This is a genomic window from Ruegeria halocynthiae (assembly GCF_000743705.1).
Lineage (GTDB): Bacteria > Pseudomonadota > Alphaproteobacteria > Rhodobacterales > Rhodobacteraceae > Ruegeria > Ruegeria halocynthiae_B.
Map to the genome: position 1 here is coordinate 480,678 of NZ_JQEZ01000002.1, position 15,265 is coordinate 495,942.

Consider the following 15,265-nt stretch of genomic DNA (forward strand, 5'->3'; position numbering starts at 1 on the left):
CAAAAACCCCCGACGCTTGGCCGGGGGTTTCAGTATTAGTTCAGCGCCTGATCGCAGCGTCCGCAAACACCGTCATGCGCATGACGGCCCACATCGGGCAGGATTTTCCAACACCGCTGACATTTGTCGCCGTCGGCCTTTTCGAACAACACCGCGACACCTTCGATTTCCGGCACGCGGAACGCTTCGGCCGGGGCCGGGTCGCCGGTTACAGTCAAACCGGATGTGATGCACATGTCATCCACATCGAAAGTCGCCAGCAGATCGCGCGTTGCGGCATCCTCGACATGGACAATCGGCGCCGCTTCGAGGCTGGAGCCGATGACCTTGTCCTGACGCTGCACCTCAAGCGCGGCGGTCACGGCGCGGCGTACGCGGCGGATCTTGGCCATGTTCGCCTCAAGCTCGGCATCGCGCCAGTTGGCGGGTGTGTCCGGGAAATCCACCAGATGGATCGAGCTGTCGTCGCCCGGGAACCGCTCCAACCAGACCTCTTCCATGGTGAAGACCAGAACCGGGGCCAGCCATGTGGCCAGGCGGTGGAACAGGATATCCAACACGGTGCGTGCAGCGCGGCGGCGTTCGCTGTCGCCATCGCAATACAGGGCGTCCTTGCGCACATCAAAGTAAAACGACGACAGGTCCACAGTCGCGAATGTGAACACGGCGCTGAACACGCCCTGGAAATCAAACGCGGCATAACCCTTGCGCACTTGCTCATCCAGTTCCGCCAGACGGCTGAGAACCCAGCGTTCCAGACGCGGCATGTCTGCCGGGTCCATCCGGTCGGCCTCGGAGAAATCAGCCAATGAGCCCAGCATGAACCGCATGGTGTTGCGCAGACGGCGATAGCTGTCGGCGGTGCCCTTCAGAATCTCCGGCCCGATCCGCTGGTCGGCGGTATAATCGGTCTGCGCCACCCACAGGCGCAGGATATCGGCACCGTATTGTTCGATGACTTTTTCCGGCACGATGGTATTGCCCAAAGATTTGGACATCTTGTTGCCCTTGGCATCCAGCGTAAAGCCGTGGGTCACCACATTGCGATAAGGTGCGCGGCCCTTGGTGCCGCAAGCTTGCAGCATCGAGGAATGGAACCAACCGCGGTGCTGGTCGGTGCCTTCCATGTAAACGTCGGCGATGCCGTCTTCGGTCCCGTCTTCGCGGTCACGCAGAACAAAGGCGTGGGTCGAGCCGGAATCGAACCACACGTCCAGCACGTCAAAGACCTGATCATAATCGTCGGGGTTGGCGATGCCGTCCAGCATCTGCGCTTTGAAGCCGTCCGTGTACCAGACGTCCGCGCCATCCTTCTGGAACGCGGCCTTGATGCGGGCATTCAGGTCTTCGTCACGCAGCAGGTAATCGGCGTCGGTTGGCAAAGCGCCCTTTTTGGTAAAACAGGTCAGCGGCACGCCCCAGGCGCGCTGACGGGACAGAACCCAATCCGGGCGCGCCTCGATCATCGAATACAGGCGGTTGCGGCCCGTCTGCGGCGTCCACTTCACCAGCTCGTCGATGGACCGCAGCGCCCGTTCGCGGATGGTACCTCCCATCTGCCCCATGCCATCATCCAGCTTACGGTCAACCGAGGCAAACCACTGCGGCGTGTTGCGATAGATGATCGGAGCCTTTGAGCGCCAGGAATGCGGATAGCTGTGCTTGATCTTACCGCGCGCCAGCAGCCCTCCGACCTCGACCAGCTTGTCGATGACCGCCTTGTTCGCATCACCCTCACCACCCTTGCGGGACAGGATATATTTGCCGCCAAAGAACGGCAGATCGGCGCGGAATGAGCCATCGTCCATCACATTGTACGTGATGACCTGCTCCAGCATGCCCAAATCGCGGTACAACTCGAATTCTTCCATGCCGTGCGACGGCGCACAGTGGACAAAGCCGGTTCCTTCGGTGTCGGTCACAAACTCAGCGGCGCGGAAGTCGCGGATGTCATCCCATTCACCATTACCACCTTCGGAACCGGCCAGTGGGTGTGTCAGTTGAACACCTTCCAACTCGTCCACTGTCACGTCACGTACGCGGGTCCACTGGTCATCGTTCAGGCGCGCACGGCCCAGCACGTCGGCGGCGAGATTGTCGGCCAGCAGGAATTTATCGCCGACATTGGCCCAGCATTCATCCGGTGCTCCGGTGACTTCGTACAGGCCGTAGGAGATATCCTTGCCGTACACGACTGCCTTGTTCGACGGCATGGTCCAGGGCGTTGTGGTCCAGATCACGACATACGCGTCATCCAAATCACCCGCATTCACAACCTTAAACTTCACCCAGATGGTGAAGCTTTCCTTGTCGTGATACTCGACCTCGGCCTCGGCCAGAGCGGTCTTTTCAACCGGCGACCACATCACGGGTTTCGAGCCCTGATAGAGCGTGCCGTTCATCAGGAACTTCATGAACTCATCCGCGATCACGGCCTCGGCGTGATAGTCCATGGTGATATAGGGATCGGCCCAGTTGCCGGTGATGCCCAGACGCTTGAATTCTTCACGCTGGATGTCGATCCAGCCCTCGGCGAACTTGCGGCATTCCTGACGGAAGTCGACAACGTTCACCTCGTCCTTGTTCTTGCCCTTCTTGCGGTACTGCTCCTCGATCTTCCATTCGATCGGCAGACCGTGGCAGTCCCATCCGGGCACATAGCGCGCGTCATGACCCATCATCTGATGACTGCGCACGATCATGTCCTTGATGGTCTTGTTCAGCGCGTGGCCGATATGCAGGTGGCCGTTGGCATAGGGGGGGCCGTCGTGCAGGGTAAAGGGCGTGCGGCCCTGCTTTTCGCGCAGGCGGTCGTAGACGCCGATTGTCTCCCACCGCTCCAGCCAGTTGGGCTCGCGCTTGGGCAGGCCAGCGCGCATGGGAAAGTCGGTTTTGGGCAGGTTCAGCGTGTCTTTATAGTCAGGTGTCTGGGGCGTGTCGGCGCACATGGGGGGCGTCCTCAGGATGATCTTGTCGTGTGTGGATCGAAGCGGTCAGTGCGAATTCTCAAGCACCTTTGCCCGGCGTCTCGCGAAATCAGAGCGCCGGGGATATAATTCGAATAATGATGGCCAAACGGTCATGCATGGCGAGCTTATAGGACGCCTTGACCTGATGGTCCAGTGGTTCAGCCAGCTGCGGCGAATGGCGCAGGCGGTTGGCGTCCCAAAGCCCAGTTATCTAGGGGTGAAACAGCGATCCCACCAGATAGGCAATCAACGCCGCCGCGCCACCAATCAAAAACGTCTCAATCCCGGATCGCCACCACGGCGCAAGGGACCAGTGGCTTTTCAACGCGCCAATGGCGAAAAAGACCGCCATGGTCATCCATGCGGACATCGCAAAGGCGCGATCAAACGACATCAGGAACGGCAAAAGCGGGATCATCCCCGCCACGAGGAAGGCGAAAAACGTCGCCATGGCTGCCTTGATCGGATGCGGATCGACGCTGCCCAGCCCATATTCGCCTTCGATCATAAGGCTGATCCAATTGTCGTGATTGGCGGTTATTGCATCGGTTGCCTCTGTCAGGACCCGACCGGAAAGCCCCTTTTGGTTCAAAATCTCTCGGACCTCTTCACGCTCACCCTCGGGATAGAGGCGGATGTGGCGCTCCTCGATGGCGCGGATACGTCGGATGTTGTCCAGTTCCGCCTTGGTACCCGAATAGTTTCCCGCCGCCATCGAGAACCCGTCAGCCAGCACATTGGCCAACCCCAGCGCCACAATAATGAAGGGCGACAGCCCCGCCCCCGCCACACCCGCCACGATGGCAAATGTGGTGACCGATCCGTCGATGCCGCCATAGACCACATCGCGCAACACCCCACGCCCCGGAGGCGCGTTGATCCGCGCAGAGATTTCCTGCTGGCTGTGTCCGTGTTCGGTCATGGCTGGCTCCGGCATTGTTATGCACGACAGCAGACAGGACAGCTTTGCCTTAGGTCAAGTTTTTGAGAAAAGCCCGCTGAGGGCGCGTTTGACCATTCCGCGCGTCGATGGTTTGTGCCGGTCGGAAAACGGCAGCGGTCGGCAGACCTCCATCGCGGCGACCCCGACACGCGCGCTGAGTGCGCCGTTCACCAGCCCTTCGCCAAACCGGCGCGACAGTTTGCTCAGGATCGAGCCGCCCAAAATCGGCTCGAGCAGGTCATCGCCTACTGCGACCGCTCCGGTCGCGACCAGATGCACGAAAACGGTACGGGTCAGACGCCAGCTGCCCAGAAACCCGGCGCGGCCGCCGTATATTTCGGCAATTTTGCGGATCATCCGCAACGATGACGCCAACGCTGTGGCCACATCGGCCAGCGCCAATGGGACCAGCGCCGTAACGGTTGCCACCTGCCGCGCCGCTGCTTCGACCTCGCGGCTGGCGGCGGCATCCAGCGGGGCCAGCAATTCGTCTTCGGCAAGGGATAACAGACCCGACGCGTCGAACTGTTCCTGCTGGCGTTCCGACAACCGCTCGCGTCCCCAACGGGTTTCATCCCGCCCGCTGTAAAAGGCGATCAGCTTTGCTGTCACCGCGCGGGCCTGCGCCAAATCCGCCTCGGCCAGTGCCGTATCCGCCGCCCGGCGCATACCATCCACGCGGGACAATCGCCCGATCGCGGCCAGTTCGCGCAGGGCGATGATCAGGGCGACCAGCACCAGCGCCGCGAACAATCCGGTCACGATCCAGCCCAGGATCGGTGCCCGTAAAAGCAGCGAATTCACAAAATCCCACGCCGCGACCGAAATCACGGCACCAAGCGCGGCCAAGGCCAACCCCCAGAACCACCGCGACAGGGCCGAGGGTTTCCGCGCCGCCAGCCGCGCCGCGCCCTGCATCGCGTGCCCCTGCGGCGCGGCGATATCCGGCACCGGCGGGGCCTGGGCCACGTCGGCTGCGGCCTCGTCAGCGTCGAGGTCAATCAGAACCGGGCCTTTAGCCATCGACGGACCTTTCCTTGTGCCAGACATATTTGATGTCCGGCAGGTTTTCATCGTTTTCTGTCCCGTCGCCACGCGAGACTTCGGTAAAACCGTTGCGTTCATAGAACCGGCACGCTGGATGATTGGCTTGAAAGGCGATCAGCGACAGTTGCCTGTGGCACGATTTGGCATGGTCCAGGAACCTTTGCCCGATCCCTTTGCCGCGCCCCACCGGCGACAGATACAGCGAGTGGATCTCGGCATCATTCACCGACAAAAACCCCACGACACCCCGGTTGGTTTCCGCCACGGTCACCCAATCCTGATCAATCATCCGACCGCAAAAAGCGATGGTCTGCGCGCAGCTGTGCAGTTCCGGCATCCAATCATTTTCACGGGCAAAACCGTGCAGTATCTCTCCGGTCGCTCCGGCATCCGTACTGCGGGCTGGTCTGAGGATCACAGTCACAGGCGATCTCCGATCAGGAACTGTGCCGCCCGGTCCAGCCGGATGTGCGGCGGGCCGTCGCCGGGGCGAAGGGTCAGATGCGCGGGGGCAAAAGCCATGAACCCGTAATCATCCCCCAGCCAGCTTTCGGCCCCGCCCCGCGCCGGGCCCAAAAGATGTGCCGGGTCGCCGGGCAATTCGCCCGGGTAAAACGCCGCCTGCCTGCCACTATCCAGCAAGGTGCCCCGCACACAGGGCAGATCGCTGCCGTTGTGGCTGCGGATTTCCTCGGTCGTGGCACGCAGCGCGGCCAGCGACAGCGCCGCCGTTTCCGCCCCGGCAAAGCTGGCCCTGTCGCGGGCGTCGCGGGTCAGGGCCTCCATGATGTTGGTCAGGCGCGGGTGTTGCAGGTGATGCAGATGGTCGGCCTTGGTGGCGGCAAACAGGATACGCTCGACCCGTTTGCCCAGCAACAACTGGCTGAGCCACGCGTTGCGCCCCGGACGGAACGAAGACAGGATATCGGCCATCGCACGGCGCATGTCCTCGACCGCTTGCGGGCCTTTGTGGATCGCGCCCAGCGCGTCGACCAGCACCACCTGACGGTCAATCCGAGCAAAATGGTCCCGAAAGAACGGCTTTACGACCTGCGATTTATAAGCCTCGAACCTCCGCTCCATCTCACGGTGCAGGGTGCGCCGTGGGGCGCGGTCTGCCACCGGCAAAGGTGCAAACGTCAAAACCGGGGACCCGGCCAGATCGCCCGGCAGCAAAAAGCGCCCGGGCGTGCAGTCGTAAAATCCCGCATCCCGCGCGGCGTTCAGATAGGCGGTAAATTCCTTGGCCAGGGATTGCGCAACAGGTTCATCATGCGCCCCGACCGGATCAACCGACCGGACCTGGGCCAGAAATGCGGCGGCTTCGGCGCGATGCGAGATGCGATCCAAGGTCTCAGTGGCCCATTGCTCATAGGATTTTTCCAGCAGGGCCAGATCCAACAACCACTCACCCGGGTAATCCACGATATCCAGATGGATGGTCCGCGGCCCCTGCAACCCCGACAGCAACCCCGAGGGGCGCGCCTTGAAAGACAGGCGCAGCTCAGACACCGCGCGGGTACTGTCGGGCCAATGGGGCTGTGGCCCGGTCAACGCGGACAGATGGGTTTCGTAATCGAACCGCGGCACCGTGTCGTCGGGTTGGGGTTGCAGATAGGCGGCGTTGATCCGCCCTTCTTGCTGCGCAACAAGGCCGGTCATGCGCCCCCGGTCCAGCAGGTTTGCAACCAGCGATGTGATGAACACCGTCTTGCCCGAACGCGCCAGACCGGTGACGCCCAGACGGATGACCGGCTCGAACAATGCTTCGGACACGCGGTCGCCAACGGATTCGACGCCACGCACAACATTGTCTGCCAGGGAAGAGATGACCAAACCGTCGCCCCACTTTTTTCGTTTCGCTCAAGATAGGTAGAGGTCGCCGCACATGCCAGAGCTTTCCCGCCCTTGCCCACCCTTGCGCGGCACGTTACCAGCAGCCCATGCCTAGATACGCGCTGAAAGTCGAATACCAGGGGGAACCGTTTGCCGGGTGGCAGCGGCAAAAGGATCAGCCATCCGTGCAGGGGGCGATCGAACAGGCCCTGTCGCGCATTCAGCCTGGCGACCACACCATCGCGGCGGCCGGTCGCACCGATGCCGGCGTGCACGCGCTGGGACAGGTCGCGCATTGCGATCTGGTCAAGGAATGGGATCCGTTCCGCCTGTCCGAGGCGCTGAACTATCACCTCAAGCCGCAGCCTGTGGCCATCGTAAAGGCCGCGCACGTAGACGATGACTGGCATGCCCGGTTTTCAGCGTTGGAACGCCAGTATCTGTTCCGCATCCTGATGCGCCGCGCGCCCGCGACCCATGAGGCCGGGCAGGTCTGGCAGATCAACCACCAACTTGACGTGGCCGCGATGCAGGCTGGGGCCGACCGTCTGATTGGGCGGCATGATTTCACCACCTTCCGTTCGTCGATTTGTCAGGCCGCAAGCCCGGTCAAAACATTGGACGAACTGCGGGTGGAACACGTGCAGGGGTTTTCTGGCCCCGAGATACATTTCCATGTCCGCGCCCGGTCGTTTCTGCACAATCAGGTGCGCAGCTTTGTCGGCACCTTGGAACGTGTCGGCGCAGGGGCATGGAGCCCTGATGATGTTCGGACCGCGCTTGAGGCCGCAGATCGCACAGCCTGTGGTCCGGTCTGCCCGCCGCAGGGGTTGTATCTGGCACGGGTCGGGTATCCGGACCTGGTGTTTGGCTGACTAGATCGCGCGCAGCAACAAACCGCTGGCGATCACCGCAATCAGCAAACCAGCGATCAGTTCGATCGTCGGCGCAAGGATTGAGGCAAAGCGTGTGGCCGAAGCCGAGGCCAGCAGCCCCCCGCGCAACCCGAACGAGGCCCAACCGACCAGAGTGGTCACTGTCGCCGTGCCCAGCGCCATGGCAAATGCCCCGGCAACGCCAACCATGGCGATGCCCATCTGCCAGGTCAGGATCAACACAAACAATGCCCCCGTACAGGGGCGTGCAGCGATCCCCGCGATCAGCAATGCGGCTTCGCGCATTGTCCCGATCTGCGCCACTTCCTCGGCGCTGGGGCCGTGGCGATGGCCGCAGTCCGAACAGACCTCGTGGTCGTGATGGTGATGCGAGTGATCATGATGCCCATGCGATTTTTCGCTGCGGCGGCGTTTGGCGAAACTGCGCAGGCTGCGGAACATCAGCCAAAACCCAATCGCGGCAATGGCGCCATAGCTGACCGGGGCCATCACCTGTTCTGTCGTCCCGACCAAACTTTCACGCGTCATCTGAAACACCAGAACCCCGGCGTAAACCAGAACAACCGCCATCACCGCCTGCCCGAGGCTGGATAGGACGCTGATCGCCGAAAGGCGTAAAAACGCGACCTTGCGGCCCAGACCGTACCCGCCGATCAGAACCTTACCGTGGCCGGGGCCAATGGCGTGAAAGAACCCATAAGCGAAACAGACGGTCAGTAGGGTCGCAACTGCCTGAGGCTGTCCAGCGCGGGCCGCACGCAGGGATCGGGCAATCTGGTTCTGGAATTCCCGCTGCTCGCCCGCAGCCCAGCTTGCCAGATGGTCAAACCCGCCGCTGCCCCAGAACCAAAGCAATAAACCAACGGCCAGCGCGACCGGAACGATCAGGTATCTGGACATGAAACGCGGATCTCGGTCGCAAAGTTTTCACCGACCAGGGGGATGTCATTCTCCTCAAGGTCATAATTGGCGTCCAGTGTTTTCAAAAACGCCTGCATCTGCGCCAATTGCCCGTCTATGTCAGGGTCAAGCCGGTCAATCTGACAGGACTCGGTGCCAGAAACGAAGACAGGCCGCTTTATTTCGTACGCGGTATAATAGGTCTCGTCAAAAGCCTTGGCCAAAAGCGCCGTTGCCGGAACTGCCCCGCCTTCGACGGCGCGCAGATGGGTTGTCACGATGCGCCCATCCTCGGTCGTTGCCTGCGGTTCCAGCGGCCCTGAAAGGGATACGGGCGCATCCTGCGCAAGAACAACCAGATCGCCATTGTATCCGTCGACCCACTGCGCATCGAATCCGGCCAGCACCTGCTGTTCCTGCTCGGACAGGTGACCGTCGCCATCCTGATCCAGCTTCATGTCTTCAAGCACCAGAAGCGAGTAGAATTCATCATAGACCCAGGTCACCCGCACATGCGTCAGCTGGCCCGTGTCATCCACCAAAAACTCTAACCCCGTGTCGATGTAAACATGTGGGTGCGCCATCGCTGAAAGCGGCAAACAACAGGTCGTAAGGGTCGCAATCCAACGCATGGGCGAAAGATAGGGTGTCATTCCGTACCCGGCAACGGGTTTTACAGGCCGCACGCAGAAACCGGCCAACATTTATCGGGGTGGAAACAGAACCAGCGTCTGCAAAGCCGTCGCCACCGCGCCCTTAGTGTCATAGAGAACAGATTGAGACATGCCGATTCCGGACGGCTGCCAGTGGCAAACCGAATCCGAGGCAAGCCAATCCGAAGTAGGCTCTCGGTGGATTTGCACCGTCAGATCGGTATTCATGAACCCCATCTCGGTCGTCGGGGCATTCCACGATATGCCGTTGCCGCAATCGGCCAGGGGGCATAGCGCCTGAATTGGGGATTGCGCCTCATCCTTCAGCAAGGGTGGTGTCCGCATCCAGACCGTTTTTGGCCCCGACCCCTGATTGCCACCTTTGGGATAGAGAACCTGTGCGCAATTGGCAAAGCCGGGCAGGCTGTGGCGGGTTTCCCCGATCGGGAATGGCCCCACAACAGCATCATCCAACCCCGGCGGAGGCAAGGTGACATTCGGAACCTGCCCCAGATTCCTGCGCGCCAGATGCATGGTTGTTGCTGTGGCGCACAGCGTGTCGTCCAGATCGTGAACCGTGACCCGCGTGGTCGCCAGCGTCTTGGTGTGACGGGTTGTTTCAGCAGCCACGCGCAACCCGGTCAGCGGCAATGGCCGCAACAGATCAACCGTCAACCGGGTCAGCATCTTTTCCGGCCCGACCTCGGTTTCCGCCGCGCGCACGATCAACCCGCTGACCGGTCCGGCGTGGCAATGATCCTCGGACCACGGACCGCGCGCGGGATCGTTGCCGACAAAGGCACCGTCCGCGCTCTGGTGGAAAAAAGCCTGCGTGTTCAAGTCAGGGTTCACGGCCATCCGGGTCCTCAGATTTTTTCCTGCGTGTGCTTTTTCAACTCGGCCCGCGCAACCTGACGGCGGTGCACCGCATCTGGCCCGTCAGCCAGACGCAGGGTGCGCACATGCGTCCACGCCCCGGCCAGTGGCGTATCCTGGCTGATGCCCTGCGCCCCGAACATCTGAACGGCCTCGTCGATCACCTTCAGAGCGACACGGGGGGCGACAACCTTGATCTGGCTGATCCACGGCGCGGCGGCGCGTGCGTCGCCCTGATCCATGTACCAGGCGGCCTTGAGGCACAACAGACGGGCCATTTCGATTTCCATCCGGCATTCGGCAAGGATGTCATAGTTGGCCCCCAGCTGGGCCAGCTTCTTGCCGAACGCCTCGCGCCGCAATGCGCGTTTGCACATCTGTTCCAGCGCTGTTTCGGCCTGTCCGATGGCACGCATACAGTGGTGAATGCGCCCCGGCCCCAGACGGCCTTGCGCAATTTCGAACCCGCGCCCTTCGCCCAGCAATATGTTTTCAGCCGGGACACGGACATTGGTAAACCGGATATGCATATGCCCATGCGGCGCGTCGTCGTGGCCGTACACCTCCATCGGGCGCAGGACCTCAATCCCCGAGGTACCTGCCGGCACCACAATCATCGACTGACGTTTGTGTTTGGGCTGCTCGTCCCCGGCGGTCTTGACCATCACGATATAGACCTGACAGCGCGGATCACCGGCCCCGGACGCCCACCATTTCTCGCCGTTCAGGACATAATCATCGCCGTCGCGCACGCAGGACATCGAAATATTGGTCGCATCCGAGGACGCAACGTCCGGTTCCGTCATCAGGTAGGCCGATCGAATCTCACCTTCCAGCAACGGCTTGAGCCATTGCTCTTTCATCTTTGCGGTGCCGTAACGCTCGAACACTTCCATATTGCCGGTATCGGGGGCGGAACAGTTGAACACCTCGGCGCCCAGGGGCGTCTTGCCCATCTCTTCGGCGAAATAGGCGTATTCAACGGTTGTCAGGCCAAACCCTTTTTCACTGTCGGTCAGCCAGAAATTCCAAAGACCGGCCGCTTTGGCGCGGGCCTTCAGCCCCTCCAGGATTTCGGTCTGCCGTTCAGTGTACTGCCAACGGTCGCCTTTGTTGATTTCGGCCTGATATTCTTCTTCCAGCGGCATGATCTCATCCCGGATCATATCCGTCACACGTTGCAGCAGTTCGCGGTTTTCACCACGCAGGCCGAATGACATGTTCATTTATTTTTCTCCTCCGCCCCGGCAACCGGGCTTTACCTTTAACAAGAGAATGACTTAGCTGCCGTCACGATGTCCAGCTAGGTGACGGAACGTCAATACAATCAAAATTGAACCAGAGGTGGAGTGCGAAATGGCCTTGTTGATCGAATCCGGCCTGTCCGATTGGATGAGTGACAGCGATATTGCCCTTGAAATTCAACGCATACACCCGTCTCTGGATGTGCGGACGCCCCAAACAATAGGCGATGTCAGCGAGATCACGATGATCGGTGTGGTCAGCTTGCAGGACGCGCATCTTCAGCGCCTGCCGAACCTGCGACTGATCCAGAAACTGGGTGCCGGGGTGGAAACAATTGTCGGCAATCCCAACCTGCCGGACCACGTGCGCGTGGCGCGGCTGAAACCGGACGCCCCGGCGCAGGGTATTGCCGAATGGTTTGTGACCTATGTCCTGCACCGTCAACGACATGTGGCCTTTCACCAGGCGGCGCAAAGCCGCGCGGAATGGACCCCCAAAGAGCCGGGCTTTTCGCCGAACACCGTGGTGGGTGTGCTTGGGCTGGGCCACATCGGCGCGCGTAGCGCCAGAATGCTGCGTGCAATCGGGTTTCAGGTCATGGGTTGGAGCCGCTCACCCAAACAGATCGAAGGCGTCACCTGTTTGCACGGTCAGGACGCCTTGCCTGAATTGCTGGCGCAATGCGATCACCTCTGCGCCATCCTGCCCTCGACCCCGCAGACGGTCGGAATGTTCGATGCGCAGATGCTGGCTGCTATGAAGCCCAGAAGCCAATTGCTGAACGCCGGTCGCGGGGATCTGATTGACGAAACCGCCCTGATCGCCGCATTGGACAAGGGCGCGCCCGGCCACGCGGTTCTGGATGTAACCAGCCACGAACCGCTGCCGTCGGACAGCCCATTGTGGGCCCATCCCGGCGTTACGATCACTCCGCACGTCTCCGGCTGGCATCTGGGCGAAGCCCTTGCCGATGTGGTCGAGAATTTTCAGCGGCTGAATGCAGGAACCCCGCTGCTGCACGAGGTCGACCGCACCCGCGGCTATTGAACCCCGGTCAGGGCGTCAGAACCCAGTTGCCCGCAGCATCACGACATCTGCGCGTCCTGATCTCACGCGTTTCATCCGCGCCTGCTGGCTGAATAAAATGCTGTAGTTGAACACAGTTGTCACGCACTTCGCCCACGCGGATTGTGCCTTTCGATCCCGTCTCATCGCTGTGCCAGGTGCTTTCCGTACCGACCTGCGGCGTACCACCCGCCAGCATCGCGTCGGCGGTTGCGGCGACAATATTAAAGTCCGCCGGGCTCAGACCCGTTTCCGCAATGATCCGCGACAAGGGTTTGGCTTGTGTAACTGCGGCTAGCCCCAACAAAGCTGCTGCCACCACTGTAGAAGATATCCAGGCTTTCATGATCGCCTCGTCATGCTGAAATAGATTTGCATTCAAGACTATACTGGCAAGGGGCGGCGGCCAAGCCCTGTAAGGCGACCTTCAAATTATCCCGAATAAACCTATCGCAAGTCTGATGCTAGGACCGGCGGGCCGATCCCCTCATAGTGCCCAAAAGACGAAACAGAGGCTTTCGATGGCACACCCAACGTATTATGCGCCCAAAGGCGGTCATCCCGGTCAGGATCAACTGTTGACCGACCGGGCCATGTTCACCGACGCCTATGCGGTGATTCCCAAAGGCACGATGCGCGACATTGTCACCAGCTTTTTGCCGTTCTGGGAACACACCCGGCTTTGGGTGTTGTCCCGTCCCCTCAGCGGTTTTGCCGAAACCTTTTCCCAATACATCATGGAGGTCCAACCCGGTGGCGGCAGCGACACCCCCGAGACCGACACGCGGGCGCAGGCCGTCCTGTTCGTGGTCGAAGGCGCGGTAACGCTGACGCTGGACGGTGACGTTCATGTGCTCGAAACCGGCGGATACGCCTATATCCCCGCCGGATCCGACTGGGCCCTGCACAACCGCGCGGATGAAACGGCGCGCTTTCACTGGGTTCGCAAGGCGTATGAGGCCGTCCCCGGCCTGCCTGCCCCCGAACCGATCATCACCAACGAACGCGACGTCCCCCCCACGCCGATGCCCGGAACCGAAGGACGCTGGGCCACCACCCGCTTTACCGACCCGCAGGACCTGCGGCACGACATGCACGTCAATATCGTCACCTTTGAACCCGGCGGCGTGATCCCCTTTGCCGAAACCCACGTCATGGAACACGGGTTGTATGTGCTCGAGGGCAAAGCGGTCTATCGCCTCAACCAGGATTGGGTCGAGGTCGAGGCCGGCGATTACATGTGGCTGCGCGCCTTCTGCCCGCAGGCCTGTTACGCGGGCGGCCCGGGGCGATTCCGTTACTTGTTGTACAAGGACGTGAACCGCCATATGACTCTGTCATATCCCCAACGTTAAAGTGGTTCAGGCTTTTTGCGGGCCAGGGGTTCACAGAAGCGCTTGAATCTGGTGAAATAACATCGGTTTTTAGCACTGGAGATTGTTCAATGGTACTGCGCGCAACAACGCTGACACTGGCAGCTGTAATTGGATTGACGGCAATCGACGTCACCCCGGCTGTCGCAAAAGAGGAAACCAAATCGGTTTCCGTCATGAGCCGCACCTGGGCCATTACGCAAGTCTCGGAATCTCCGGTGGTTTATCGCGCCACACGCGACAACAACAACCTGAACCCCTTTGGTCCGCCGCCGCGCCTGCGCACAATTCAGGCCATCGCCGCCATTCAGCAAGCGACCGGGTGTAAGCCGATTGTGGCCAGCATGTATCAAAACATCTCGGGCCAGTTCTTTTCACAGGTCAGCTGCAACTGACCTTGGGCCGAAACGGGCATTGAGGTCTGACCGGCGCGCTGCCATAGCTTGCCCATGAAACTTGCGATCAATGGATTCGGCCGCATCGGCCGCACGATCTTGCGGCAGATTCTGGCGTTACCGCAGGATGCTGGTATCGAGCTGGTGCTGATCAACGATATCGCACCGCTGGAGACCTGCGCCTACCTGTTTAAATACGACAGCACCTTTGGCCCTTATCCCGGCAGGGTCGATCAGGGCGAAGGGGCCATCGTTATCGACGACCGCCCGGTCCCGGTCACTCATGCCCGGGACCTGACGCGGGTGGATCTGTCCGGCGTCGATGTCCTGATGGATTGCACCGGTGTTGCGCGCACATCGGATGTCGCCAGCCAGGGGCTGACCGCAGGGGCAAGCAAGGTCCTGATCTCGGGCCCATCGCCTGCAACGGAAATCACCATCGTCTTGGGCGCAAACGAAAATCAACTGGGCAATGCACGGATCGTATCCAACGCATCCTGCACCACCAACGGGCTTGCGCCGCTGGTCAAGGTGCTGGACGGGATCGGCGGCATCGCGTCGGCCCATATGACAACTATCCACTGTTACACGAACAGCCAGCCCATGGTGGACGCCCCCCGGGGTGATCTGGCACGCTCGCGCGCCGGTGCGCTGTCCATGGTTCCCACAACCACCAGCGCCACGCAGTTGATCGACGAGGTTATGCCCCACCTTGCAGGCCGCATTTCCGGCGCAGCGGTCCGCGTTCCAACAGCCAGCGTCTCTGCCGTGGACTTGGTCGTGACCTTGGAACGTGGAATGTCCGCCGCCACGTTTGACGCCGAATTGCGCAGGGCCGTCGCGCAATCCGCCGTTCTGGGCTGGACCGATTCCCCGCTGGTGTCCTCCGACCTGCGCACACGGCCGGAATCGCTTGTCATCGCAGGCCCGGAAACCCGGATGGTGGGCGAACATCAGGTCCGTGTCTTTGGATGGTATGACAACGAATGGGGCTTTTCGGCACGGATGCTGGACGTCGCCCGCCTCATGACCCACGGCTGATCGGGGCGCGCCTGCAGCGGGCGGGC

Annotated in this window: 15 protein-coding genes; 5 read left to right on the forward strand and 10 right to left on the reverse strand. The window is 61.1% G+C overall.

The features are described from left to right. Nucleotides 1-35: 35 nt before the first annotated feature. The 5 genes from ileS to JT51_RS08755 all read right to left on the reverse strand — a co-directional run bounded on the left by ileS (nt 36) and on the right by JT51_RS08755 (nt 6,795). A complete protein-coding gene (ileS, locus tag JT51_RS08735) occupies nt 36-2,948 on the reverse strand; it encodes an isoleucine--tRNA ligase (RefSeq protein ID WP_037310796.1) in 2,913 nt (970 codons plus the stop codon). Between the two features lie 232 nt (nt 2,949-3,180). Continuing rightward, nucleotides 3,181-3,891, reverse strand: coding sequence for a VIT1/CCC1 transporter family protein (locus tag JT51_RS08740; RefSeq protein ID WP_037310799.1), 711 nt, complete (start codon nt 3,889-3,891; stop codon nt 3,181-3,183). 54 nt (nt 3,892-3,945) lie between these two features. Further along, the gene (locus JT51_RS08745) at nt 3,946-4,935 is read right to left on the reverse strand and encodes a YcjF family protein (protein ID WP_037310802.1); all 990 of its coding nucleotides are present in this window, start codon (nt 4,933-4,935) and stop codon (nt 3,946-3,948) included. Then, entirely contained in the window at nt 4,928-5,383 is a 456-nt protein-coding gene (locus tag JT51_RS08750) for a GNAT family N-acetyltransferase (RefSeq protein WP_037310805.1), read from the reverse strand. The genes JT51_RS08745 and JT51_RS08750 overlap by 8 nt, the downstream gene beginning before the upstream one ends. Next, nucleotides 5,380-6,795, reverse strand: a complete 1,416-nt coding sequence (locus JT51_RS08755; protein ID WP_037310808.1) for a YcjX family protein — start codon at nt 6,793-6,795, stop codon at nt 5,380-5,382. Before JT51_RS08755 ends, JT51_RS08750 begins: the two co-directional genes overlap by 4 nt. A 107-nt stretch (nt 6,796-6,902) precedes the next feature. Here JT51_RS08755 and truA point away from each other — a divergent pair, with 107 nt between their 5' ends. Next, nucleotides 6,903-7,670: a tRNA pseudouridine(38-40) synthase TruA gene (gene truA, locus JT51_RS08760; protein WP_037310810.1), complete on the forward strand. Its 768-nt coding sequence runs from the start codon at nt 6,903-6,905 to the stop codon at nt 7,668-7,670. On the opposite strand, the gene JT51_RS08765 is transcribed toward truA, so the two are convergent. Genes JT51_RS08765 through JT51_RS08780 form a run of 4 tightly spaced genes read right to left on the reverse strand, consistent with a single transcriptional unit; the run spans nt 7,671 to nt 11,346 of the window. Further along, the gene (locus tag JT51_RS08765; RefSeq protein ID WP_037310813.1) at nt 7,671-8,591 is read right to left on the reverse strand and encodes a nickel/cobalt transporter; all 921 of its coding nucleotides are present in this window, start codon (nt 8,589-8,591) and stop codon (nt 7,671-7,673) included. It abuts the gene before it with no gap. Next, nucleotides 8,576-9,244 (reverse strand): DUF1007 family protein, encoded by a 669-nt coding sequence (locus JT51_RS08770; protein ID WP_037311985.1) that lies wholly within the window; start codon nt 9,242-9,244, stop codon nt 8,576-8,578. Before JT51_RS08770 ends, JT51_RS08765 begins: the two co-directional genes overlap by 16 nt. 51 nt (nt 9,245-9,295) lie before the next feature. Further along, nucleotides 9,296-10,102, reverse strand: coding sequence for a thioesterase family protein (locus JT51_RS08775; protein ID WP_037310816.1), 807 nt, complete (start codon nt 10,100-10,102; stop codon nt 9,296-9,298). 8 nt (nt 10,103-10,110) lie between these two features. Beyond that, the gene (locus tag JT51_RS08780) at nt 10,111-11,346 is read right to left on the reverse strand and encodes an acyl-CoA dehydrogenase family protein (RefSeq protein WP_037310819.1); all 1,236 of its coding nucleotides are present in this window, start codon (nt 11,344-11,346) and stop codon (nt 10,111-10,113) included. 130 nt (nt 11,347-11,476) lie between these two features. Here JT51_RS08780 and JT51_RS08785 point away from each other — a divergent pair, with 130 nt between their 5' ends. Continuing rightward, a complete protein-coding gene (locus JT51_RS08785) occupies nt 11,477-12,412 on the forward strand; it encodes a 2-hydroxyacid dehydrogenase (RefSeq protein ID WP_037310822.1) in 936 nt (311 codons plus the stop codon). A 7-nt stretch (nt 12,413-12,419) separates the two neighbouring features. Here JT51_RS08785 and JT51_RS08790 read toward each other — a convergent pair whose 3' ends face one another. Next, nucleotides 12,420-12,776, reverse strand: a complete 357-nt coding sequence (locus tag JT51_RS08790; protein WP_037311988.1) for a hypothetical protein — start codon at nt 12,774-12,776, stop codon at nt 12,420-12,422. Nucleotides 12,777-12,951: 175 nt separating this feature from the next. Here JT51_RS08790 and JT51_RS08795 point away from each other — a divergent pair, with 175 nt between their 5' ends. The 3 genes from JT51_RS08795 (at nt 12,952) to JT51_RS08805 (ending at nt 15,239) form a co-directional block, all read left to right on the forward strand. Then, nucleotides 12,952-13,785, forward strand: coding sequence for a bifunctional allantoicase/(S)-ureidoglycine aminohydrolase (locus tag JT51_RS08795; RefSeq protein WP_037310825.1), 834 nt, complete (start codon nt 12,952-12,954; stop codon nt 13,783-13,785). 89 nt (nt 13,786-13,874) lie between these two features. Further along, nucleotides 13,875-14,198: a hypothetical protein gene (locus JT51_RS08800; protein ID WP_037310828.1), complete on the forward strand. Its 324-nt coding sequence runs from the start codon at nt 13,875-13,877 to the stop codon at nt 14,196-14,198. Between the two features lie 54 nt (nt 14,199-14,252). Then, on the forward strand, nt 14,253-15,239 hold the full coding sequence (locus tag JT51_RS08805; protein ID WP_037310831.1) for a type I glyceraldehyde-3-phosphate dehydrogenase: 987 nt from the start codon (nt 14,253-14,255) through the stop codon (nt 15,237-15,239). Nucleotides 15,240-15,265: the final 26 nt, after the last annotated feature.

Excerpts from the sequence above, each read along its gene's own strand:
- ileS (WP_037310796.1), bottom strand. The coding sequence starts at position 2,948 with ATGTGCGCCGACACGCCCCAGACACCTGACTATAAAGACACGCTGAAC.
- JT51_RS08740 (WP_037310799.1), bottom strand. The coding sequence starts at position 3,891 with ATGACCGAACACGGACACAGCCAGCAGGAAATCTCTGCGCGGATCAAC.
- JT51_RS08745 (WP_037310802.1), bottom strand. The coding sequence starts at position 4,935 with ATGGCTAAAGGCCCGGTTCTGATTGACCTCGACGCTGACGAGGCCGCA.
- truA (WP_037310810.1), top strand. The coding sequence starts at position 6,903 with ATGCCTAGATACGCGCTGAAAGTCGAATACCAGGGGGAACCGTTTGCC.
- JT51_RS08765 (WP_037310813.1), bottom strand. The coding sequence starts at position 8,591 with ATGTCCAGATACCTGATCGTTCCGGTCGCGCTGGCCGTTGGTTTATTG.
- JT51_RS08770 (WP_037311985.1), bottom strand. The coding sequence starts at position 9,244 with ATGACACCCTATCTTTCGCCCATGCGTTGGATTGCGACCCTTACGACC.
- JT51_RS08775 (WP_037310816.1), bottom strand. The coding sequence starts at position 10,102 with ATGGCCGTGAACCCTGACTTGAACACGCAGGCTTTTTTCCACCAGAGC.
- JT51_RS08780 (WP_037310819.1), bottom strand. The coding sequence starts at position 11,346 with ATGAACATGTCATTCGGCCTGCGTGGTGAAAACCGCGAACTGCTGCAA.
- JT51_RS08785 (WP_037310822.1), top strand. The coding sequence starts at position 11,477 with ATGGCCTTGTTGATCGAATCCGGCCTGTCCGATTGGATGAGTGACAGC.
- JT51_RS08790 (WP_037311988.1), bottom strand. The coding sequence starts at position 12,776 with ATGAAAGCCTGGATATCTTCTACAGTGGTGGCAGCAGCTTTGTTGGGG.
- JT51_RS08795 (WP_037310825.1), top strand. The coding sequence starts at position 12,952 with ATGGCACACCCAACGTATTATGCGCCCAAAGGCGGTCATCCCGGTCAG.
- JT51_RS08800 (WP_037310828.1), top strand. The coding sequence starts at position 13,875 with ATGGTACTGCGCGCAACAACGCTGACACTGGCAGCTGTAATTGGATTG.
- JT51_RS08805 (WP_037310831.1), top strand. The coding sequence starts at position 14,253 with ATGAAACTTGCGATCAATGGATTCGGCCGCATCGGCCGCACGATCTTG.